The organism is Echinicola sp. 20G (assembly GCF_015533855.1).
In the GTDB taxonomy this organism is placed as follows: domain Bacteria; phylum Bacteroidota; class Bacteroidia; order Cytophagales; family Cyclobacteriaceae; genus Echinicola.
Window position 1 is genome coordinate 5538343 of sequence record NZ_AP024154.1, and the last position, 22717, is coordinate 5561059.

At 42.0% G+C, this 22717-nt stretch carries 15 protein-coding genes; 9 read left to right on the forward strand and 6 right to left on the reverse strand.

Annotated elements, in window-relative coordinates:
* Window positions 1–25: 25 nt before the first annotated feature.
* The 3 genes from JL001_RS22145 to JL001_RS22155 form a co-directional block, all read right to left on the reverse strand.
* The gene (locus JL001_RS22145) at window positions 26–1681 is read right to left on the reverse strand and encodes an FAD-dependent oxidoreductase (protein ID WP_200980014.1); all 1656 of its coding nucleotides are present in this window, start codon (window positions 1679–1681) and stop codon (window positions 26–28) included.
* Window positions 1682–1799: 118 nt separating this feature from the next.
* Entirely contained in the window at window positions 1800–4094 is a 2295-nt protein-coding gene (locus JL001_RS22150; RefSeq protein ID WP_200980015.1) for an FdhF/YdeP family oxidoreductase, read from the reverse strand.
* Between the two features lie 161 nt (window positions 4095–4255).
* Window positions 4256–5464, reverse strand: coding sequence for a polysaccharide pyruvyl transferase family protein (locus JL001_RS22155; protein ID WP_200980016.1), 1209 nt, complete (start codon window positions 5462–5464; stop codon window positions 4256–4258).
* A 544-nt stretch (window positions 5465–6008) separates the two neighbouring features.
* Between JL001_RS22155 and JL001_RS22160 the strand changes: the two genes are divergently transcribed.
* The 9 genes from JL001_RS22160 (at window position 6009) to JL001_RS22200 (ending at window position 16546) form a co-directional block, all read left to right on the forward strand.
* Window positions 6009–7553, forward strand: a complete 1545-nt coding sequence (locus JL001_RS22160) for a lipopolysaccharide biosynthesis protein (protein WP_200980017.1) — start codon at window positions 6009–6011, stop codon at window positions 7551–7553.
* Entirely contained in the window at window positions 7540–8499 is a 960-nt protein-coding gene (locus JL001_RS22165) for a glycosyltransferase family 2 protein (protein WP_200980019.1), read from the forward strand. Before JL001_RS22160 ends, JL001_RS22165 begins: the two co-directional genes overlap by 14 nt.
* A gap of 11 nt (window positions 8500–8510) precedes the next feature.
* Complete coding sequence (locus tag JL001_RS22170; protein ID WP_200980021.1) at window positions 8511–9608, forward strand: glycosyltransferase; 1098 nt, start codon at window positions 8511–8513, stop codon at window positions 9606–9608.
* Between the two features lie 7 nt (window positions 9609–9615).
* The gene (locus tag JL001_RS22175) at window positions 9616–10824 is read left to right on the forward strand and encodes a glycosyltransferase family 4 protein (RefSeq protein WP_200980022.1); all 1209 of its coding nucleotides are present in this window, start codon (window positions 9616–9618) and stop codon (window positions 10822–10824) included.
* The gene (locus JL001_RS22180) at window positions 10809–12029 is read left to right on the forward strand and encodes an O-antigen ligase (protein WP_236252944.1); all 1221 of its coding nucleotides are present in this window, start codon (window positions 10809–10811) and stop codon (window positions 12027–12029) included. Before JL001_RS22175 ends, JL001_RS22180 begins: the two co-directional genes overlap by 16 nt.
* Window positions 12026–13018, forward strand: coding sequence for a glycosyltransferase family 1 protein (locus JL001_RS22185; RefSeq protein WP_200980023.1), 993 nt, complete (start codon window positions 12026–12028; stop codon window positions 13016–13018). Before JL001_RS22180 ends, JL001_RS22185 begins: the two co-directional genes overlap by 4 nt.
* A gap of 20 nt (window positions 13019–13038) precedes the next feature.
* Window positions 13039–14754 carry a right-handed parallel beta-helix repeat-containing protein gene (locus JL001_RS22190; protein WP_200980024.1) on the forward strand — a complete coding sequence of 572 codons (1716 nt, stop codon included), beginning with the start codon at window positions 13039–13041 and terminating at the stop codon, window positions 14752–14754.
* Between the two features lie 9 nt (window positions 14755–14763).
* Complete coding sequence (locus JL001_RS22195) at window positions 14764–15684, forward strand: glycosyltransferase family 2 protein (protein WP_200980025.1); 921 nt, start codon at window positions 14764–14766, stop codon at window positions 15682–15684.
* A gap of 142 nt (window positions 15685–15826) precedes the next feature.
* Complete coding sequence (locus tag JL001_RS22200; protein ID WP_200980026.1) at window positions 15827–16546, forward strand: sugar transferase; 720 nt, start codon at window positions 15827–15829, stop codon at window positions 16544–16546.
* Between the two features lie 240 nt (window positions 16547–16786).
* Here JL001_RS22200 and JL001_RS22205 read toward each other — a convergent pair whose 3' ends face one another.
* From JL001_RS22205 to JL001_RS22215, 3 genes are read right to left on the reverse strand one after another with little or no spacing between them, the layout of a single operon-like run.
* Entirely contained in the window at window positions 16787–17731 is a 945-nt protein-coding gene (locus JL001_RS22205; protein ID WP_200980027.1) for a DUF1735 domain-containing protein, read from the reverse strand.
* Window positions 17732–17751: 20 nt separating this feature from the next.
* On the reverse strand, window positions 17752–19335 hold the full coding sequence (locus JL001_RS22210) for a SusD/RagB family nutrient-binding outer membrane lipoprotein (protein ID WP_200980028.1): 1584 nt from the start codon (window positions 19333–19335) through the stop codon (window positions 17752–17754).
* Window positions 19336–19345: 10 nt separating this feature from the next.
* Complete coding sequence (locus JL001_RS22215; protein WP_200980029.1) at window positions 19346–22471, reverse strand: SusC/RagA family TonB-linked outer membrane protein; 3126 nt, start codon at window positions 22469–22471, stop codon at window positions 19346–19348.
* Window positions 22472–22717 lie beyond the last annotated feature (246 nt).

Sequence of the window (22717 nt, forward strand, 5' to 3'; positions counted from 1 at the left end):
CTTTCCACTTCGGACATCAAAAACCCTATTTCTCCAAATACAATACCACCTCCTTTTCGACAAGTATCTTGCTCAAGGTATCATAATCGACCTCTTGAACAGGAATACCTGAATCGATGGCCAATACCGCTGTGACAGCTGCTGACTGACCCAAGATCATAAATACTGGCTCCATCCGCACAGACCCAAAAGCTGAGTGGCTAGCAGAAACACATACTGGCACCAGTAGATTCTCACATTCTTTTTTCTTAGGTAAGATCGCCCCGAAAGAAATGGAATAAGGATCATGGGGATGTACTCCAATATCTCCCTCATTTTGCACATAGCCCTCCTCTGTCACATAACGCTGTACATTATGGGAGTCGATACTGTAGGAGCCCATTCCTATGGAATTATGTACGGGTTTCTCTCCCATAACCTCCAACTCGGTCATTACCTCTTCCCCTATCATCCTTCTGGCTTCACGGATGTATAATTGATGAGGCCAGTTACCATTATCGGTAAACTCATCTTTGGCCAAGCCCCAACTTTGCATCTTTTCTCGAACTTCCAAGGGCACTTGGGGATCATGGCTAACATAATATAGTAGACCTTGTTGATACTGCTTGTGCACTTCTATGATTTGGTTCCGCTCTTCATAAGAAGCCTCTGGATAGGTGTAGTTTCCTCCAATAAAATCACTACTAAAGGGACCATGATTATTGGTGTCAGTTTTCCGGTTGGGAATAACATCAAATTTATCAAACCACTCATCCCAACCTGTTTCAAACACCCTGACCAATAAGACATAATCTGTGGGATCATAATTTTTCGGTTTTGGGAATGGTACCCGATTGTCAGGATGATTGCTCATACATAGCCGAAAGCAATAAGCTTGGATTTTATGATCCCCGTTCCCATTTTCTCCAGGATACCCTTTTTGAATATACGGTAGCAAACCGCTGTTGGCATCACCTTTTATCAAATAAGGATCCACTGGGGATTTAAAATAGTGTCCATGGTGATGGGCATCTTTTTGTACGCCATTCCAGGTTTCTCCATAAGTATCATTGGATTCCCTTCCCACGTGATAGGAAACACCAGCCAAGGCCATCAAATCACCTTCATAAGTGGCATCAATAAAAACTTCCGCCTCAAAAACCTTCCCGGAAAGCATGGTGATACTTTTTATTACACCCTTTTTAAGTTTTACTCCTTTCTCTCTATCCAGCCATTCATCTCTGAATACTTGAATATTATTTTCTTTTATCAAATCCTCAAAAACTTCCTCGGCCACATGAGGCTCAAAAATCCACATGGTTCTGTTTTCTCCATCAATGGCCGGAGTACCTTGACCCTTATTGCCATATTCACTCCTTTCCTGCCATGGCCAAGCCTCAGCCGTCTGATAATGTTGATAGACACGGTGGTAAAAATCTCTGGCTAAACCACCTATGGTTTTCTTATTTCCTGTATCGGTAAAACCCAAACCTCCTGAGGACAAACCTCCCAAATGCTGGTCAGGAGAAACCATCAATACGGATTTACCAGATTGGCTCACTTCTACCGCAGCAATCACTGCAGCCGAGGTTCCTCCATAAATAACTACATCTGCTTGATGCACTTCCTTCTCAGGAGAAATCGCATAAGTAGCTATTACTGCCCCTACACTTAGGATCAAAGTAAAAATAGTTCTTTTCATATTGGTTCATTTTTGGGTTTTGATCAACAGGTTTTCTCTTTCGAATTGCTTCCAATTTGGCAATGACCAACCAATAAATGATGCTATCGATTAATCTATTAGAGGAGCTTTCCAAACACTAAAAAAACAAATCTACCTCAATGGATTTACTAATCGGTGTATTGCTTTTGTCGGCATATTGATCATTAGGAATAAGCACATTGGTTTCTGGGAAATAGGCCGCCAAGTTCCCTCTTGGGATGTTATAAGGTACAATCAGGAAATTTCTCGCCTTTCTTTCTTGTCCATTATACCCGCTGACCAGGTCCACCTGATCTGATTTTTTTAGACCTAGCTCTTCGGCATCCTTGGGATTGATCAATACCACCCTCCTTTCATTATAAATTCCCCGGTACCTGTCATTCAAGCCATAGATAGTGGTATTGAACTGATCATGGGAGCGGATGGTCATCAGTAAGAATTTTGCCCCTGTCAATTGATGATCTGGCAAGCTGCAAGTACTGAAACGGGCCTTTCCTCCAGGCATGGAAGAAAAATCTCCATGTCGGGCATGATTCGGCAGATCAAAACCTCCTCCTTTAGAGCGCTCACTGTACTGCTCAAAGCCTTCAAATACGGCTGATATTTTTTCGCGAATCAAATCATAATCTTCGCCCAAGCCTTTCCAGTCTATTGTGGAGCTGGATGTAAAATAGGCTTGTGCCATTTGGGATACAATCTCTGGCTCACTCATCAGATGGTCCGATGCAGGTTGGAGTCTTCCATGTGACTGATGCACCCTGCCCATGCTATTTTCAACAGTCACTACTCTTTCTCTTCCTGAATGGGTATCCATTTCGGTCCTGCCCAAGGTAGGTAAGATTAAAGACGTCCTTCCTGGAACCAAATGTGTCCGGTTCAACTTGGTACTGATGGAAACAGTCAAGTCACAATTTTGCAATGCCTCCCCTGTATAGAGGGTATCTGAAGCCGCAGAAAGAAAATTACCTCCCAAAGCCACAAATACCTTTGCTTTCCCCTCATGCATGGCTTTGATACAGTTCACCACATCCAAACCTTGCTTTTCAGGAGGATCAAAACCAAAAACCTTTTTGAAGGAAGCATTAAGTTTTGGGGAAACATGGTGGGTGATCCCAACAGTCCTATCTCCCTGTACATTGCTGTGTCCTCTCACTGGACAAGTCCCAGCTCCCTTTTTACCAATGCTTCCCTTCAGCAGCAATAAGTTCACACATGCCTTGATATTATCTACCCCATTTTTATGTTGGGTAAGCCCCATTGCCCAACAAATAATAATTCTCTGCTTTTTGGCCAATAAGCCCACTACAGTATCCACTTTCTTCTCATCTAGGCCGGTCAAATTCAAAAGTTCTTGCTCATCATATTTTTCTAAATCCTCCATCATCTCCGCATAACCTTCTGTGTACTTATGGATAAAATCATGATCAAATACATCCCCCGAAACAGCGTCCAACTTGGCCAATTTCTTTAGGATCAAATTTATCAGCGCTACATCCTGATTGATCTTTACTTGCAGAAAAATATCAGTCAAGGAAACGCCTCCACCCACCAGACCTTTTACTTCCTGAGGGTTCTTAAAGCGAATCAGCCCAGCTTCCTCCAAAGGATTCACCGCAATGATCTTTCCACCGTTCGCTTTGCACTTTTCCAAAGCTGAGAGCATCCTAGGGTGATTTGTCCCTGGATTTTGCCCCATTACCATCACCACCTCTGCATGGTACATATCCTCTAAAGTCACAGACCCCTTTCCTATCCCCAAGGTCTCTCCCAATCCTACTCCGCTGGATTCATGGCACATATTCGAACAGTCAGGCATATTATTGGTCCCATAAGCGCGTGCAAAAAGTCCATATAAAAAGGCCGCTTCATTACTTGACCTACCAGAAGTATAAAACACGGCTTCATCTGGACTTGATAAATCTTGAAGGTGATCGGCTATTACTTTGAAGGCATTTTCCCAAGTTATGGATTCATAATGGGCCTGGTCTGGCCTAAGAATTACAGGTGCAGTGATTCGTCCACTTTTTCCAATTTCATAATCTGACCAGTGTGACATTTCAGTAATGGAATGCTGTGCAAAAAAGCTGGGATCTACCCTTTTGGTAGTTGCCTCTTCAGCAATGGCCTTGACGCCATTTTCACAAAACTCTCCCAAAGAAGAACGCTTGTCAGGATCTGGCCAGGCACAACCTGGACAGTCAATACCATCCTTCTGGTTCAACTTCGATAAGGTAGCAACTGATCGTTTTAGCCCCATTTCTTTCATGGCATGGTCCAAGGCCACTTTGATCGCGGGAAGCCCTGCGGCATAGTCTTTAGGGTCAGTGATTTTTATACCTGTGAATTCTTTCGGGCCTAGAATAGAAATCGATCGGTTTTTGGGTTGGTCCATATTTCGGATTGCTGTAAACTTAAAATTGAGTCAAAAACATTCTGCTTCAACTCCCTACCAAAAGGTCTTTTAAGATACTTGATATTTTTCTGAAAGGCACAAAAATTTAAACCAACTGGGTTTTAAAAGAAAAATACTGACCAATCAATTATGCTATCACCCTATACTTCTTCCTTTTTTTGACTTACCAAATCCACCATTCGATCAAAAGCTTCCTCCATCAGCGAAATCTGCAATTGCTGCTTTTCATAGTATCTTTCATGGGCAATTTCAGTAACCACTTTAAATTGGTCATAAAGTTGCTCAAAAGAGACAGCACCCTGATTGCCTTCCACTCCCCATGTGTTTAAATAAGCGTCCAATTTCTCCACAACCAAACCCACATGGGGCACCGCATAACTCATGGCCGTAATGGCTCCATGCAAACTGGTTCCTGCATAAGCTTTGGAATTGGCAATTAAATACATGATGTCCCAAATATTATCAGCATCAAAATAATCATGGGGACTTTTTAGAAAGTCCTTCACTGCTGCCAATGCCAAATGATCATCGTGATCCAAAGCCTTCCCAATGGGACATAGACAAAGTTTGGTATTGGTATTTTGGTAAATTTCATCCAACTGATCAGCGATGGCCTTTTCTTTTCCCTCAGAGTTTTTCTTGTTGATTTGGAAGAAAAGATAATTACCCCGATTTTCTTGAACATAGCTCCGTACTTCGGAAGTGACTTTCTGTACCAATTCTTCATTAGGGAAAAACTTGGACATCAGCACAGCAGAATCAGGCAATAAAGCAGCCTTTAAATTATTTTCAGCCAGATTATCGACTGTAAGTTGATCTCTTACCGCCAAGTAATCCACATTCATCAACTTGGAATTGGCAAAAGGATATTGTTCAAAGAAAGCTTTTTTGATGCCTGAACCACCTAAAGAATTTAAAATCACTGATTGGACATTATTGAAATCCTCTTTGGTAAAAAGGAAAGGAAGTGTCGTTTTGCCTTTCAAGAACCTCTTGGCCAGCTTATTCAGATCAACATATTGGGATAACCTGTAGCGGTAACGATGGATTTTTTGGTAGGTTGGGTTCAAGGCTGCCCAGAGAGAATGCCAGGTCACCCCCAATGCCTCACCACCCGCCACTATAACATGAACGTTTCCTTCATTTTGGGCTTCACATGCTGTATAAAAAGCGGCCAGACTTTCGGTTGGTTTGCCTCCCTCATTGCTGAGATCACTTTCCACCAATCCAAAAAACCTAAACCTAAAGCCCTTCCCATAAGTTTCCATTTGCTTTTCAATGATGATGGGAAAGAGAAGGTCCCCATAATTATACCGATCAAAAGCGCCAATGATTAAGATGTCTTCCATATTTCTTCTGCTATGCAAAAAACCTACCTCTTTTTCTATTCCATAATAATTTCTCCCACTAAATCCCTGTTCTAATAATTTTAGGAAAATGATTAAGCAATATAAATGTCAGTCATCTTACTTTATATTTCTTACCATATTTCATGAACGTATACCTTAGCAATGGTTTTTAGCACTAAGATTGCTGTGAATCACATTATCCGCACTGCTGGACTCATGCATATTAATCCGTTATGCTTTTAAGTTAAAGACTTTTAACTTGAAAAGTTATTATTGTGGGGAGGTTGACACAGCTGCGGGGCGGCGGAGGCCTTGAGGGAAGAAGCTTTAGCTGTGTCTTGATTTTTCTTTGCTTCGTTTCTTTTCATCTAAGGAAAAGAAATGAAGAGTAAAGCCTAGGAAACAGGCTTAATTGGTAGAAAAGTCATTTCCAATTGCCAATATTAAAATACTATTTCAAAACAATATACTTTGACATAGTACACAAGAGGTTACATTAACTAACGCATACTTTTCAGTAATTGAATTTATTTACCTGAAACACATGGCAGGACAATCACCCGTCAAAAAAATATTCTCTGGCTCTGTTTGGGGCATTGCTGCCAAAGTCCTCGATGCAGTCGCTAAATTCGTTACCATTCCCCTATTGGTGGGGTATTACGGAAAAGCAGACTATGGTTTGATTGCTTTGGCTTTTTCTTTGAACGCTTACCTGAGATTGATGGACTTGGGAATGAATATCGGATCGGTTCGCTTTTTTGCTATGTGGGAATCGAAGTCGGAGTATGAAAAAATCGCTAAATCTTCCCGATCCAGCATGGTATTTTATGGGCTGATTGGCTTGGCCAATGCACTCATTTTTGTTTTTATGGCCGACTTTGGAAGGGAATTTTTTAATATCTCTGATGAGCAGGCTCCCACCTACAAGGTCATGATGTACATTTTGGCCGCCAGTACGGTTTTTAATTGGCTTTCTAATGTGGTGATCCAACTGCTCAGCGCTAAGGACGAATTGGGTTATGTCAATCGGGTGACCGTTATCAGCAGTATACTGAATTTTCTAACCGCCTTGGCTGCAATCCAGTTTAAATGGGCCCTTAGTGTATATTTCTTCTTTTACACGCTGTCTCTCTTGGTTGTAATTCCTTTTTATGTACATAAGCTCAAAGTTTACCCCATCGGAATTCGGAAGCTATTGTGGCCCAAATGGGACGGTAAGGCATTCAAAACCATCATGGGATACAGTATGGCTATTTTCGCCATGGGCTTATTTCAGTTTTCTGCTAAAGAACTAAGGCCTATCCTATTGGCCAAATACGCATCAGGTATAGATGTCCTCACAGATTACCGCGTGATTCAAACCATCGCTAACCTGATCATGTCTTTTGGAAGCATTTTTTTACAGGTTTTACTTCCCTCTGCTTCCAAGGCCCATGCAGAAAATGACAAACAGAAAATGGAGAAAATGGTCTTTGAAGCCACTAGGTATATTTCTATCTTCCTGACCTTGGTGGTGTTTGCCCTCATCTTAACTGCAGACAACCTATTGATCCTCTACATGGGTGAAGATTACCTCAGCTTAAGCATCTGGTTGATCATTTGGCTATTGACGGTACTCCTTTCCATGCACAACACTCCCGTTGCCAGCTTGGTACTGTCCTCCGGCAAGACCAAGGCTTTGGTCTACTCTGCTGCGATTGGTTGTCTGATTTCCCTGCCCATCACGGCTATTTTCGCAGAAGAAATGGGAGTGGGAGCTGCTGTGATCGGCTATCTGGCTTATATGCTCATTCAAATGGGTTTCTTCTATTTCTATTATATCCCTAAAGTATTAAAACTGAATAGCATCAAGATTTTCTTTAGAGCTTTTATGCCTTCTGTCTTAGGCGCAGTTATTGCACTTGGTCTAGCGTATTTTATCGGAAACAGTCTACACTTTCTAAACCCCTATGTTGAAATATTGATCAAGTCAGCAATTTTCTTCCTGGCTTTTCTAGGTTACCACTGGGCTTTTGTTGTCAAGACTTCCGATATCGACTACCTGAGAAACAATTTGTTAAAGAAACCAGAAACGCATGCCAAGGAATAAACCAGTAAAATTCTCCATTTGCATCCCAGCCTACAAAAGCAAGTTCCTCAAGGAGTGCATCGAAAGTATCCTTCTCCAAACGGTAAAAGATTTTGAGCTGATCATTCTCAACGACTGTAGTCCCCAGCCTATTGAAGAAATTGTTACCCAATTTGATGACCTCAGGATACAGTATCATAAAAACCAAAGCAATGTGGGAGCCCTGAACTTGGTGGACAACTGGAACAAATGTCTTTCGCTGGCCAATGGAGAATATATTGTCATTATGGGGGATGATGACCTGCTTGAACCTGATTATTTGGAAGAATTTTCCCAGATGATCAGCCATTATCCAGACCTCAATGTCTACCATTGCAGAAGTCAAATTATTGATGATAATGGGGAAGCCAGATTACTGACTCCCGCCTTGCCTCCTTTTGAAAATGTTTATGATAGCATTTGGCACCGATTGGAACAGTTACGCTCTAATTATATTTCTGATTATCTCTATAAAACGGAGAGCTTAAAAAAACAAGGAGGCTTTTTTCACCTTCCTCTTGCCTGGGGCTCAGACGACATTACTGCTTTTATTGCCTCAGCAGAAAAAGGCATCGCCCATAGCAATAAGCCCGTTTTCAAATACAGAAGTCATGGTCTATCCATTTCCTCCACTTCCAGCAATGGACTGATGAAACTTGAAGCAGACTTAGGTTATGCCGCATGGTTAAAAGCCTTTTTACTGGAAAACCCTCATGAAAAAAAAGTACAGGTCGTGTACAGGCACTTGGTTGAAAATCAAGATCATTACATGAAAGAGCGGAAAATATTTACCATGACCAAAATTATGGCTAGCAACAAGCTTCCCAATGTGTGGGTTTGGTTAAGACACCGAAAACAGTACGGACTAGCAGCCAAAGACATCCTTCTGGCTGCTGCCAAAAGTAGAAATATGAGAAACCAAGCCTAAAAAGTTTTCGAATGCACATCGTTTTCAACCCACCCCTTAACGAGGAAAACAAGTATATCCACATCATGGTCTCCCCGCTTAATTCAGCTGGATACCAGGTTCATGAGCTGGATACCATTCTCTCCAGTGCTGATCATTTTAAGCGGATTAGACTGGTACACCTCAATTGGTTTGAAAACTTAGATGATCGCAGCCAGACCAAAGCCATCAAGAGTTTTTTCAGAAAGTTAACTGTTTTGACCGCCATTAGACTGGCAGGAAAAAAACTGGTATGGACCCAGCACAACCGGATGTCCCATGAAAAGAAAACAGGAAAACTCAGTCAAACCCTTACCCAGCTGCTGGTCAAATGGGCGGATGCCATTATCATCCATAGTGAAATCTCCAGGACGATGCTAACCCAGCAGTACCCAAAAAGTGCTTCCAAAATCCACTACATTCCCCATCCTGATTTTATTGGAAGTTATGGACCTGTTATCAATAAACCAAAACCTAGCAATCAAGCGCTGCAGCTTCTATTCCTTGGCGCAGTAAAACCTTATAAGAATATTGAATTGCTTATCGAAACGGTAGGAAAATTTGGAGATGAAGTAGAGCTGACCATAGCAGGAAAACCCAATACCAAGGATTACTACCACCAACTTTCTGCCTTGGCAAAACCTTACCCCAATGTCCGTTTAAAGCTGCAATTTATCCCAGATGAACAACTTCCAAAATTAATGGGGCAAGCTGACCTTTTGGTCCTCCCCTATGACCTGGTCAGCAGCCTGAATTCAGGAACGGTGATCCTGGCATTTTCATACAAAAAAACAGTGATATGTCCTGAAATTGGCACATTGGTTGATATGAAAATGGCAAATGAAAGCTTTTTCAGTTATCGGTATCAATCAGAGCAGGACCACCAAGAACAGCTCCACCTGATGGTCAAGAAAGCCATCAAGACAAAAGCTGAACAACCTAATCGATTGGAAGAGATGGGGGATAAAATGTACCATTATTTGAAAGATCATCAGTCCAAAGAACTGGTAGGCAAACATCTCCTTCAGGTTTATAAGGAGCTTCTAAATACTCCCCAAAATAATAGGGAAATCCCATTTGCTAACGGATAAAAGAACAATGAAAATACTCTATATCAACTCACTTTATGCCCCGGACATCAGAGGGGGAGCAGAACTTTCACTGAAACTGCTAGTGGAAGGAATGCAGTCCAGAGGAATTGAAGTGGTGGTATTGAGCTTGTCTCCAAATAATGGCCTTTCTTCAGATGTGGTGGACGGGGTGAAAGTTTATCGTGCGGGTTTAAAAAACAGCTATTGGCCTTATGACAAAAATAAGCCATCCACTTTGAAACGCTTAAAATGGCACTTAAAAGACCAATACAACGTCACCATGAGACAATATGTAAAGGAGGTCATTGAAAGCGAGAAACCGGATTTGGTTTCCTGTCATAATCTAGCGGGCTGGTCTATTGCGGTGTGGGATGAAATCACCCTTCACCAAATCCCGGTCATGCAAGTTTTGCACGACATGTACCTGCTTTGCCCCAATAGCAATATGTACAAGGGAGACAAAGCTTGTGAAACCCCTTGCCTGCAATGTAGCCTACTCCGATCCAAACACCAGAAAAAGTCCCTTCAGGTTTCATCCGTGGTAGGGATCAGCAAGAGTATTTTGGAGCGCTTTACTGGTCAGGGCTATTTCACGACTTCAAAACAATATGTGATCCACAATACAAGAGATATTCCTTCCTCTAGCCTTCCTAAAAAACGTAATGCCCATAATCAAATCAACATCGGCTATCTCGGTACCCTTTCTAAAATCAAAGGAGTTGAATGGCTTATCCATTCTTTTAAAAATAGAAACTACCTAGGTACCCTGACCATTGCTGGAAAAGGAAAGGAAGCATATGAATCCTACCTAAAATCAATGGTAAAAGACCCGGACATCCATTTTATCGGCCATACCAAGCCGGAAGATCTTTTTGCAAAAATCGATGTACTGGTAGTCCCCTCCCTATGGGAAGAGCCTCTGGGGATGGTGGCCATAGAGGCCTTGGCCCATCATATCCCTGTTATTGCCAATTGTGCCGGAGGGTTAAAGGAAACGGTCAAAGATGGATTCAATGGGCTGTTCGTGGATGCCTCTCAGCCAAACTCCTTAGATCAAGCACTTACACGGCTCTATAAAGACGAACATTTGTACAATAAGCTAAGTGCCAACGCCAGAAGTTCGGTAGCAGCAATTTTGGACAAAGAACGCCTTTTAAATGAATATGAAATGGCCATTCAGGAAACATTGGGAGTCAATTCATGGGAAGAAATATGATTGAAACTCCTACATACTCCAATCAGCCCTCCGGCCATTTTCAATGGAAAACCGTTCAAGTTTCTGAGTGGCTGTTTGGTCTCGCACTCCTTTCTACTTGCTTCCCCATTAAAATTTACCCTATCGTATTCCTGGTTTCTTCAATTGTCTCATTTTGGGAAACCAAAAACAAAACCTTTCCCACTTGGGCCATATTTTTGACCATCTTCAGCGCCTACGCCTTGATCAATTTTGGCTTTCACTATGAGGGGCAAGCTGCAATGATAGCCAATCTGGCCAAGCTCCTGATCAACTTCCTATTCCTCTTCTCAGCAGTCACTTGGATTTCGCAAAGAGACAATAGTCGATTGCTCCAATTGATCAATTGGACGCTGCACCTGCTTTTTGTAATGGTATTCATTCAATTATGGGTATACCACCAAGCTTTAAACTTCAGGCTTTTGGCAGGCAGCAGTTCTTCCGGCCAGGCCAGTATGCTATACAGCTCAAACCTTTTCTTTTGGGGATTGGATGATAAAAACATGCTTGGCGCCCGAATCGCTTTATTGGGATTCATTTATATCCTCATACCGGTCATCCGATCGAAGAGGATCGAAGGCTGGCGAATAATAGCCATTTTTATTTTGGCTTACCTTTCCCTGTCCCGAACTCCCATTGTAGCGTTGCTGTTGGGTTGTGGCTATTTATTATGGGCATCCTCTACCAAAAAGTATCGAATCATCATCTTGATACTCCTTATTGCTGTCTCTCCCTTTATTTTAGACAAGGTCATTCGAATAGACCAGCTCACTGCCTCTAATGACGGCATGGGGGTCAGGCTAGTATATTGGAAAGCTTTTTATGAGCATTTCCTGACCATATCTCCTTGGGGAAATGGCTTTATGAGTGCACCAGCCTTCCTTTCAAAATACGCCGATTTCTATCATGGGGAACCCCATATCCATAATACATTCATGACTACTTATTTGGAATTGGGCATCATAGGCTTTCTCTCCTACCTCCTTTTTTTGGTTTACTTTATCAAAAAGTGTTATCAGCAAAGCCCACAGTCCAATTGGTGGATAGCATGCTTTTTGCCACTCATTGCCATTATGTGTATCCTTTATTCTGGATACGATAATGACCTTGTGCTCTACCTTGTTTTGCTATCCCTCTTTAGCATGTTGGGTAAAATAGATTTTGGACAAATTAAAATAGGAATATGACCAATCCAAAAAAAGTATTGATAGATGGTAGGTGGGCTGGCGATACAGGCATTGGCCGGTTATACAAGGAGGTGATGGAAGCCAGACCACCTGAAGCAGCCTGTTCATGGATCAAAAGTAATGCAGGATTGGGTAGCCTGCTTTCTCCAGCTGCCCTGGGATGGGAAACACTTCAGTCAAAAGCTGATGTCTTTTACAGCCCTTCTTTTATGCCTCCATTATTTTCTAGGATGCCTTACATCTTCACAGTTCATGATTTGATGCATCTGTTTTATTATTCTCCCATGCATAAAATCTACTATCAACAGGTCATTGCCCGCTTGGCCAAAAGAGCCAAACAAGTGATCACGGTTTCTCATTTCAGCAAGAACCAACTGATAGAACTCCTGGGAATCCCTGAACATTTAATAACGGTTATCTACAATGGAGTGGACAAGCATTTTCTGAACAATGAATCCACCTTCAGTCTTAGCCGCCCCTATTTTCTCTATGTGGGCAATCGCCGAACCAATAAAAACATTCCTGCCATGCTCCAAGCATTTGCGCAGGCTAAGATTCCTGATGATTTCATCTTTGCCCTCAGTGGCAAGCCTGATGAGGAGCTTGAAACACTGATCCAAAAACTGGGCATTCAAAAAAAGGTACGGTTCTTGGGATTTATCCCTGAGGCAGACTTGCCCAAAGTGTACAAGGGAGCCTATGCTACCTTATTTACTTCTCTGATGGAAGGCTTTGGCATTCCTGTCTTGGAGTCCATGGCTTCTGGCACACCGGTCTTGACTTCTTCAGTAAGTGCTTTGCCGGAAATTGCAGGCAGCGCAGCCCTTTGTGTGGATCCACTTGATCAAGAAGCGATCAAAGATGGAATAGAAACGCTGGTGTATGATCAGAGCATTTACGAAGACTGCGTGACCATGGGAAAAAAACGTGCACAGGAATTTCCTTGGTCTGCCACTGCCCAAGAAACCTGGAAACTCATACTCTCTTAAACAGCTTAATTGGAATCAACGTGAATAGTAAGCGCTTAACCTATTGGATATTGTTTTGCATGTTTTGCCTGCTGGGCTCTTCACCCCTTCAGGCAGTTCAGTCTATACATACAACCGCCAAAACATGGAATGTGAAATCAGAAAATGCCAAGGGTGATGGACAAACTGATGACACCAAAGCCATTCAGGCCACCATCTCCAAGGCCCAGCCGGGAGATACGGTGTGGATCCCGGAAGGAACCTACTTGGTAAAAGCACTGGGTTTAAAGTCTGGAATAAACATCAAGTCCGCCGGACTACTGAAACAAGTATTGGATAAAAATCAGGAGTACAACAAAAACCAACAAAGTTCGACTGCACCACTCTTCCGAGGAAATGAAGTTTCCAATATCTATTTATCAGTTCGGACCCAAACCCAAAATGAATCCATCTATCTCTCCAAAAGTGAAAACATCATCATTGACCAGTCTTCGCTTAACGGAGACTCTACCAAACTAAGGTCTTTCGCTGGTATCCTTCTTTACCGTTGTATTGGGGCAAAAATATTAAAGACCACCATATCCCATTATGGAATGCCGCGGAAATTCACGGACAGCTACCAACCCGGAACTGGCATCAGGGTCCTGGAAAGTAGATTTGTGCAAATCAATGAGGCCAATATCCACCACAATGGAGAAAACGGGGTGTTCATCCATAGCAGCCACCACGTGGATGTCACCGACAGCCACATTTATAAAAACGGCATGAGTGGCATCCAGGTGGCTTTTGGAGGTCGGGCAAACGAAAGGGATTTCCATTTTGTCAATAATATACTGGAAGAAAATGCCGGAGATGCCATAGACATCAACAACCGCTCTACTCGAAAAACACTGAACATCCATTCCCTGATTTATAATAACAAGAGCAAAGCAAATGGTTTTGTCCATGGGGAACCTACACCAGACGGATCTGGAATTGCCACCTTGGTGAATGTTTCCGGTGTGACCATCCAATACAATACGGCCGAAGGCAATAACAGGCCCTCTATTTATTTGGAAAAATGTGGCATCATTAATATTGACCACAATAAAGCAGATAACCAATTTGAAGTGGTCGGTCAACTGCTTAACCTACAAATGAAAGCCAATCAGTTGCGGGAAATCACCTTCATCGAAAATGTGTCAGCCAGAAAAATATTACTGGAAAACAACACCATGAACACAATGCATATGCCCAATGGCCTACATATTGACTCCTTGAAGGTCATAAAAAATGAATTCACCAAGGCTACCCTTAACATTAACCTGAGCGGAAAAGTCACATTAGAGGAAAACATAATAGAAAGTAGCAGCGCTACCCCATGCATTTTATTGGTAAAAGCAGATGGGGTTTTATTGAAAGGTAATAAGATAAACAGTAGTCACTCGACTGGTATTGTGGTCAGGAATATGGCCAAAAATGTAGCCATCTTGAACAATGAAATCTTGGCGAGCAATGCCTGCATTACTGACGATGGATCTCAAGGCCTGAAAGTTGAGAACAACATCTTAAAAGTATTGGAAGATGGCCAAACCTTCCAAACCATCAAAAGTAAAAATCCCAAAGAGCTTCAATTGAGCAACAACCAACACTATGGCAAAAATGGCCAAGTCGCCCTACTGATGGAAGGAACTGGGACAGCCAAAATGGTAGCTGAAAAAATCATCAATGGCAGCACTCATTTTGGAGAGGTAAAGGTGACACAAAGTAATGACTAAAAGAAAACCATGAAGATCAACCTATATATCCCTACCCTGAACGCTGGTAACAAATGGCCTCAAGTAATTGAAAGCATCAATAGGCAAAGTCTTTCCCTACACAGAAAAGTCATCATTGACTCTGGCTCCACAGACCAAACCTTGTCCGCCAAGTTTATTGAAGGCTTTGATGTAATCAAGATTGACAAAAAGGATTTTGACCATGGAGGTACCAGGCAACTTGCAGTGGAGACTTATCCTGATGCAGCCATTTTTGTCTTCCTGACCCAAGATGCCATCCTTGCTGATCATAGTGCCATTGAAAAACTGGTACAAGCATTCGAAAACAACCCTAACCTGGGAGTGGCCTATGGGAGACAGCTCCCTCACTTGAACGCCAAAACATTGGAATCCCATGCCCGGCTGTTCAATTATCCAGCCCATTCCGAAACCAGAAGCTTCCTTGATGCTGGAAAATATGGAATCAAGACCATTTCCTGTTCCAACTCTTTTGCGGCCTACCGAAAGGAAGCCTTTCTAGAAGTAGGGGGATTTCCCAAAGGCTTGATATTGGGAGAAGATGCTTATATCGCTGGCAAGATGATCTTGGCCGGATGGGACTTGGCCTATGTATCTGATTCAAAGGTGCACCACTCCCATAACTATTCAGTCAAGGAAGAATTTAAAAGGTATTTTGATATAGGTGTCTTTCATGCTGAGAGTGATTGGATTTTTGAAAACTTTGGAAGAGCAGAAAGCAGAGGAATGCAATATTTACAATCCGAATTAAGCTATGCCTTGAAAAACAATCCAGTAGCATTACCTAAATCCATAGCTTCTCTTTTTGCCAAATGGGCAGGATATAAAATAGGCCTGAAGCACAATAAGTTACCCCTAAATTTTAAGCGAAAACTATCCATGCATTCCCGCTTTTGGCATTCCACATACTGAGTAAAGCTTCCCCATTTTTTTAATTAAAAATACCCAACTCACCTCGTTTTACACCCGATATCAAGCAGTTTACCACTTGGCACATAAGTTGGATTTTACCTATCAGATTTATTTAACTGATTAACATAAAATCGATACTACCATGGCTAATTATAATCAAGAAATCATTTACAACCGAGGTTATCAGAATAACCCGGTCATCCCGGATTTATTCTCTTTATCCGAACTTGTCTCTATCGACAAATTGCAAAACGGCTTATTCAACATTCATATTGACAGCTCTACCAAATGGGCCAAAAGGACATTTGATATTTTCTTCTCAGGCTTGGTTTTAGTGCTAGGACTTCCCATTTATCTATTAATTGCAGTCATCACCAAAGCAAGCTCAAAAGGACCAATATTTTATACACAAGAAAGAATTGGGGAGAATGGCAAACCATTTCATATGATTAAATTTAGGAGTATGCGAACAGATGCCGAAAAAGATGGGCCGCAAACCACCTCCAACCAAGATCCCAGGATCACCAAGTGGGGTAACTTTATGAGAAAAACACACTTGGATGAATTGCCACAATTCTGGAACGTGCTCAAAGGGGATATGGCCATTGTTGGTCCAAGGCCGGAACGAGAACACTTCGTCAATCAGATAGTCAGTATATCTCCTAGTTACAAAAAACTGCAAGGAATCAAACCCGGCATTACTTCCATCGGCCAGGTGTACTATGGGTATGCCGAAACAGTGGAGCAGATGGTAGAAAGAATGAAGTATGATTTGCTTTATTTGACCGGAGTGAACCTAAAAACTGACTTGAATATTATTTACCAGACGGTGAAAGTAATGGCCAATGGTAAAGGCCAGTAGGTAATCCTTACCGTTTGACTAAAAACTGATTATCCAACACATCATTAAAACACCAACCACCAATTTTTCTAATCAGTTAAATGCCGAAACTTTGACATAGGTTTCGGCATTTTTTTGATTACACGGAAAAGTTGACTACCAGTAAAATAGGCTTAAACCGAAAAAAGCTATCCTTAAAAAGGATAGCTTTTTTCGCATAAAATTATTTACTAATCAAATCAAATGAGGAGAAGGTACGTCTTACCTAGGTCCCACATATGTATAATGCTCTACAAACGTACATCTTAATGCGCCGTTTTGGATCATATAATAGCTTACATCAATGGTCTTTTCATCTGCAGAAACCTCCACAAATTTATTGACACCATCTGGGTTCAAAGCTGCTTCACGACCATTGCCAGCAGGCTGTCCATAATAATTCACCACACCGGATACATTGTCACTGTCATCAAATTGGAAGATGGCTGCGTAGCTACCATAGTAGCTCAAACCAGATCCCGTGTTGAACACGTATCCTAAACCACCTAGTGCATAGTCATACCTAGCCACAGTGTTAGCTGATTGAGTCTGTAACTCTACTTCATAAGGATAGTACCCATAGAACGCAGGGAAGTTTACATCTACAAATTCACCGGTCACTTCATAAACACCATCATATTTGTTCTTCGCTACTACTGCATAGATTGCCGTATTGAAGTTGCCACTGATGGTACCATAGGATGAATTGGTAATGGTCAAAGGAAGAGCATAGCTTTTTGAGAAGTCAAATTGACTGGTCATCAATGTAACTGTTTTGGTCACTTGACGCTGACCCGCAGGGATGGTCACGCTCATGCCATCAATAGTATATAAATCAGAAGGAAGAACTTCGAAATGCGTCCCCTGATCTTCATTATAAGCTTCCAAAGCTGCTTCATCCACTTCAAAATCCACTACGATATCCGTAGGATTATCATGGGCACCAGAATAACTGATAATAAGCTCCAACTCCACCGCATCTACTGCATCAAAAGAGGAGATATAAAGTGGGTGAACACTCCCCGGGGCAGCAATGGCCCCGATATCGAAAAACTCGACAACGTTCTCTACCTGATCTGGATCGAAAAGCGGGTCCTCGTCCAAACAAGACGTCAAACCAAGCAACATCAAACCAAAAACTGCCAGTTTATTTATATGTTTTTTCATAATACTTTCTTATTTAATGATTATTGACCTTGCCAGAAAATCGTATTCACAAATTGGTCCATTCCAGCAGGCACATTATTAGGGTTCAACTGGAACTCTGTATCTGGGTACAAGAACCTGACAGGTAACCTATCAGCTCTGGTTGAAGTAGACAAGATAGAAGCAAATGTTTCTGAAGCTACACTGGAACCATTTACTATAGCAGGGTAAGCTGTTCTTCTAAACTCAGCCCAAGCTTCCTGACCATGAATAAAGTTCAAAGCAATATACTTTTGGGTGATAATGGCTTCCAATCTTTCTTCATCGGTAGTCGCCAAATCATAAACAACCAAATAGTTGTCTGGATTGTCTGCTTTATAGGTTTCAAAATCAGCTGCAGGATCCATCCCCGCTCTTACTTCTCCAGAAGCTTCTTTGTACAGGTACCTGTAGGAAGCAATCACTCCTTCTTCAAAAGCAGCAGCATCATCTCCTGAAATATAACCTCTCATATAAGCTTCTGCCTGCAACAAATAACTCTCAGCTGCCAGCATCATAGGCACTCCAGCTATCCTTGATTTCAATAATCCAATGGTATTGCTTGCATTCACACCTGTACCTTCACCCACATACCAAGCAGTCTGGTTAGAAAGTGCATCAGGGTTATCCGTTAGGTTACCCAACTGACCTCTAGGGGTACTGGTAGGAAATTCTCTATAAACAGCTGCTCCACGACCTTGATCAAGGATTTTGTTGCCATTATAGAAAGAGTACACAAAGATGCTTGGGATGGCTGATCTACCGCTTCCAGATAAGGACCCAGATGCATTGGTATGATAAGTCTCCCAATAAGGATTTTGCTTGCCAGAAGAAGCAATGTACCCAGGGTTCACCATGGCATCATCTTCCAAGAATCCGATACCGGTATCGATAGAAGCCAAAGCGCTGGTCGCAAAGCTATTGCCTTCATCAGAAGAAGCCAATCTGATCAATACCCTTAACTTCAAAGTATTGGCAAATTTAGCCCACTCATCCACATCACCGCCAAACATCACATCAGCATTCCCCATGGGTTGTGCCACATCTGAGTTCGCGAAAATATCGATAGCAGCATCCAGTTGGGTCACAAAATCCTGGTAAATGCTCACCTGATCATCATAAACAGGGGTTACAATCTCACTACCCTGAAGTCCTTCGGTATAAGGCAGGTCTCCAAAAACATCCACCATCATTTGGAAATCATACACTTTCATCACCTTGGCCACAGCATTGTAATAGCCCATTTCTGGAATCTCAGCAGTTGACTCTTCAATGTACTGGTAGTTGATCAAATCATCATAAGCTGAAGCCCAGGTACCAGCGTAAGACCCCGTGGTATAGTTGTAAGTGACGGTAGAACCCCATCCACCATAACCACCGGCATTGGCGGTATAACCTACAATCCAGCCTGCACTGGTATTAAAGCTTCTCGTTAAACTGGCAGTTCTTGTCAGCGCATTCGGCAATACCAGCTCGGGAGTGGCTGAAGTCGCCTGATTCGGGTTTTCATTGTCTCCCAAAAACTCACTACATGAGCTTAGGGCAATTAATGACAATAGAAATAATGTATTAAATATTCTTTTCATCTCAACTCAATTAAAATGTTAGTGAAATTGATGCACCATAGAACCTGGTTGGAGGCGTATTGCCCAAGGTCACAATACCAATGGCATTTCCATCACTGAAGTTATATTCAGGATCTGTGTACACATTTGACTTAGGCGTAAAGATCAAAAGGTTTCTACCTTGCGCCGTTACGGTAGCACTTTGGATAAAGCTTACCCTGTCCATAATGGTTGATGGAATATTGTAAGAAATGGCCACTTCTCTTAATTTCCAGTAATCACCAGAGATCAAGTAGTTATCCGCAATATTTCTTCTGTAAGAACCATCAGTCCAGAAACCTGCACCACCATCAGTTACTGTGATATTGGTGTTCTCAATGTAAGAACCTGGATTTTCCGGATCTTCATATACAGAGTTAGGGATTACAAAACGCTCTCTGTTGTAATAGGTAGTGGTAATACCAGATCCGGAGAAGTCAAATGATCCTCCACCATTGTAAAGAATTTTGTATCCACCACGGTATTCTGCCAAAGCATACAGCCTGAATCCTTTGTACAAGAATTCTGCATTAAGTCCCAATCTGTGCTTAGGAACTGTATTGCCCAATTGAACCTGTCCCTCAGCAGCACTTGGATAACCTGTAGTAGCATCTACAATGATTCTTCCCTGATCATCTCTTTCATAAGTAGTACCCATCAACAATGGGAAAGCTTCTCCTTCCACCGCATAAACTTGCGCCTGTCCACCTGTGGACAATTGAAGGCTTGGAAGGTCACCACTTAGGGATACTACCCAGTTGTCATTATAGGTGTAGTTGGCACCAATATTCACTTGGGTGTTGTTTCTTTCGAAAGCCACCACATTCAAGTTAGTTTCAATACCACGGTTGGCCACTTCTCCTGTGTTTTGAAGGTAACTAGAGAAACCTGTTGCTCTTGATACGCCAGTAGGAATAGTCTGGTCTACAGTTCTGGTATCATACCAGGTAAAGCTACCATTGATTTTATTGGCCAAGATTTCGAAATCAACACCAAATTCAATCGCAGTGGTCATTTCTGGCTTTAATTCAGCCTGTACCAAAGTATTGTCCAAGGTATAACCGGATAAAGAACCATAAGGGAATCCTTCTGAAGGACTAAAAGTAGGCATCAATTGATAAGCTCCAAAGTTAGTGGAGTTACCCAAGTTTACCTGACCTACTTTAGACCAACCCCCTCTTAATTTCAACAAGTTCAATTCAGAGATATCCTTCAAGGCCTGAATCGCTTCAGTCGCTACAAATGAAGCTGAAGTGGATGGATAGAAGAAGGAACGGTTATCTGGATCAAGGATGGAAACCCAGTCATTTCTGCCTGTTGCTTCCAAGAACAAGAAGTCCTTATAAGCCACTTTCAAACGACCAAAAACACCTACTTGGCTCGCCTCATAATTGGCTTCACTGGCACCTGGCTCACCTACCCTGTTGGATACATTATACAATCCCGGGATCACCAAACCATTGGCAGATACACCAACAGACTTGTACCTATTTTTTCTCAAACTTTGTCCCAACAATACGTCGAAGAACCAATCATCACCCACCGCTTTTCTCATATTGATCAAGAAGTCAGTATTGATCTGAGTAGAGAAACCAGAACCATCAGAAACCCCACCAGCGATATCTGTCTTTGCTGCTGAAATATCTTTGGTGTAGTCTGTAAAGGTAAATTTACCAGTCGTATTCTTATTGTAGAAAGAACGGTTAGAAATACCTGCTCTATAAGTAAAGTCCAACCACTGTAGTGGCTTGTACTTGAATTCAATATTACCTACGATATAATCGTTGCCCGCTATCTGACGGTTGTTGTCAATGGTAAAATACGGGTTATCGTAATACTCGTTATAATAGCCATTAGGATTGGCAAATGGATCATTCTCCCAATCCTGGTAATTCGTAAATGGAATATGTGCTGGCGTTTGAAGGATTTGATCAAACATACCAGAAGTAGCAGTAGTTCTGTCATACCTGTTCTGCACATAGTTGGTAGAATAACTCATCAAGAGGTTCTTACCAAAATCCCTGGTACCGTTGAAACGTACCGAAGCTCTTTTGTAGTTATCCCCTGGAGTAGTACCATTGTTATTAAGGTACTGAGCAGAAAAGAAAGTGGTGGAATTTTCCCCACCGCCAGAGATAGACACATCCGTCTGGTTGGTAATCCCCATATCCCAGAATTCATTTTTGGCATTGGTAGGAGAATAAGGAACTGTTTGGATTGAACCATCTTCTAATGGCTTACCTATCTCCACCATAGAACCGTCAAATCTTGGTCCATATTGTTGGTTTTCATAAGGAACATATTGGTGAGGATAACCTCCTGCATAACCTGAACCAAATGACTTTTGGATCTCAGGATAGAAGCTCACTTGCTCCAAGTTCACTGTATGGCCTACCTGAATATTGGTTTCACCTGCTTTTCCTTTTTTGGTCACCACGATCAAGGCACCATTGGAAGCTGCTGAACCATAAAGGGCTGCAGCATTGGAACCATTAAGAACAGTGATTTCCTGAATATCCTCAGGGTTAAGGTTGCCTAGGATCGTATTTGGTACAATTACGTTGTCCACAACTACCAAAGCTTCGTTATTACCAGTTAAGGACCTCATACCCCTCAATACTACCCTTACGTTGGGATTCACCCCACTACCAGTAGTATTGATCTGAAGACCTGCTACTTTACCTGTCAAACCAGAAGCCACGTTCATGGCCTTACCTTGGGTAACAGACCTTGTTTCGATACTGGTGGCATTGTATCCCATTTCAATTCTTCTGGATTCAACACCGGCAGCACCAGTTACCACAACTTCACTTAAGCTTTGCACATCTGCATTCAGTACCACGTTGAGTGTGGATTGGCTTCCCAAAGGAATCTCTTTGGAAGTGGTACCGATAAAACTGAAGACCAATACAGAGCCGCCTTCAGGAACTTTTAGGGTGTACTGACCATCGATGTCAGTAGCGGTACCGACGGTGGTACCTTTAACCAAGACAGAAGCCCCGGGGATAGGCGTTCCATCTTCTCCGGAGGTAACCGTTCCGGAAACGGTGCGGGTCTGCCCAAAGGACAAGGCAGTCACCATCAGGGCCATAAGCCCTAACAATAAAACTTTCTTCATAATGATTTAATTTTGGTTTAACAGTTAGCAATTTAAGCGAAGAACTTCCAAAAATCCAAATACCCTGCCATATAGTAATATTCGTAAAATTACATTTTTGAAACTTTTGATAATTTATATGTCATTACACTTAATATTATTTTACACTACATTAATAAACATTCCTAATCAACTGAAAAAAAGTTAAAAAAAGTTAACAATTAAAATGATATGTTAATCAACCATTCAAATCAACTAAATCTATGG

Bases quoted from the DNA above. Each gene is read 5' to 3' on its own strand.
- JL001_RS22145 (WP_200980014.1), bottom strand. From the start codon at position 1,681: ATGAAAAGAACTATTTTTACTTTGATCCTAAGTGTAGGGGCAGTAATA.
- JL001_RS22150 (WP_200980015.1), bottom strand. From the start codon at position 4,094: ATGGACCAACCCAAAAACCGATCGATTTCTATTCTAGGCCCGAAAGAA.
- JL001_RS22155 (WP_200980016.1), bottom strand. From the start codon at position 5,464: ATGGAAGACATCTTAATCATTGGCGCTTTTGATCGGTATAATTATGGG.
- JL001_RS22160 (WP_200980017.1), top strand. From the start codon at position 6,009: ATGGCAGGACAATCACCCGTCAAAAAAATATTCTCTGGCTCTGTTTGG.
- JL001_RS22165 (WP_200980019.1), top strand. From the start codon at position 7,540: ATGCCAAGGAATAAACCAGTAAAATTCTCCATTTGCATCCCAGCCTAC.
- JL001_RS22170 (WP_200980021.1), top strand. From the start codon at position 8,511: ATGCACATCGTTTTCAACCCACCCCTTAACGAGGAAAACAAGTATATC.
- JL001_RS22175 (WP_200980022.1), top strand. From the start codon at position 9,616: ATGAAAATACTCTATATCAACTCACTTTATGCCCCGGACATCAGAGGG.
- JL001_RS22180 (WP_236252944.1), top strand. From the start codon at position 10,809: ATGGGAAGAAATATGATTGAAACTCCTACATACTCCAATCAGCCCTCC.
- JL001_RS22185 (WP_200980023.1), top strand. From the start codon at position 12,026: ATGACCAATCCAAAAAAAGTATTGATAGATGGTAGGTGGGCTGGCGAT.
- JL001_RS22195 (WP_200980025.1), top strand. From the start codon at position 14,764: ATGAAGATCAACCTATATATCCCTACCCTGAACGCTGGTAACAAATGG.
- JL001_RS22200 (WP_200980026.1), top strand. From the start codon at position 15,827: ATGGCTAATTATAATCAAGAAATCATTTACAACCGAGGTTATCAGAAT.
- JL001_RS22205 (WP_200980027.1), bottom strand. From the start codon at position 17,731: ATGAAAAAACATATAAATAAACTGGCAGTTTTTGGTTTGATGTTGCTT.
- JL001_RS22210 (WP_200980028.1), bottom strand. From the start codon at position 19,335: ATGAAAAGAATATTTAATACATTATTTCTATTGTCATTAATTGCCCTA.
- JL001_RS22215 (WP_200980029.1), bottom strand. From the start codon at position 22,471: ATGAAGAAAGTTTTATTGTTAGGGCTTATGGCCCTGATGGTGACTGCC.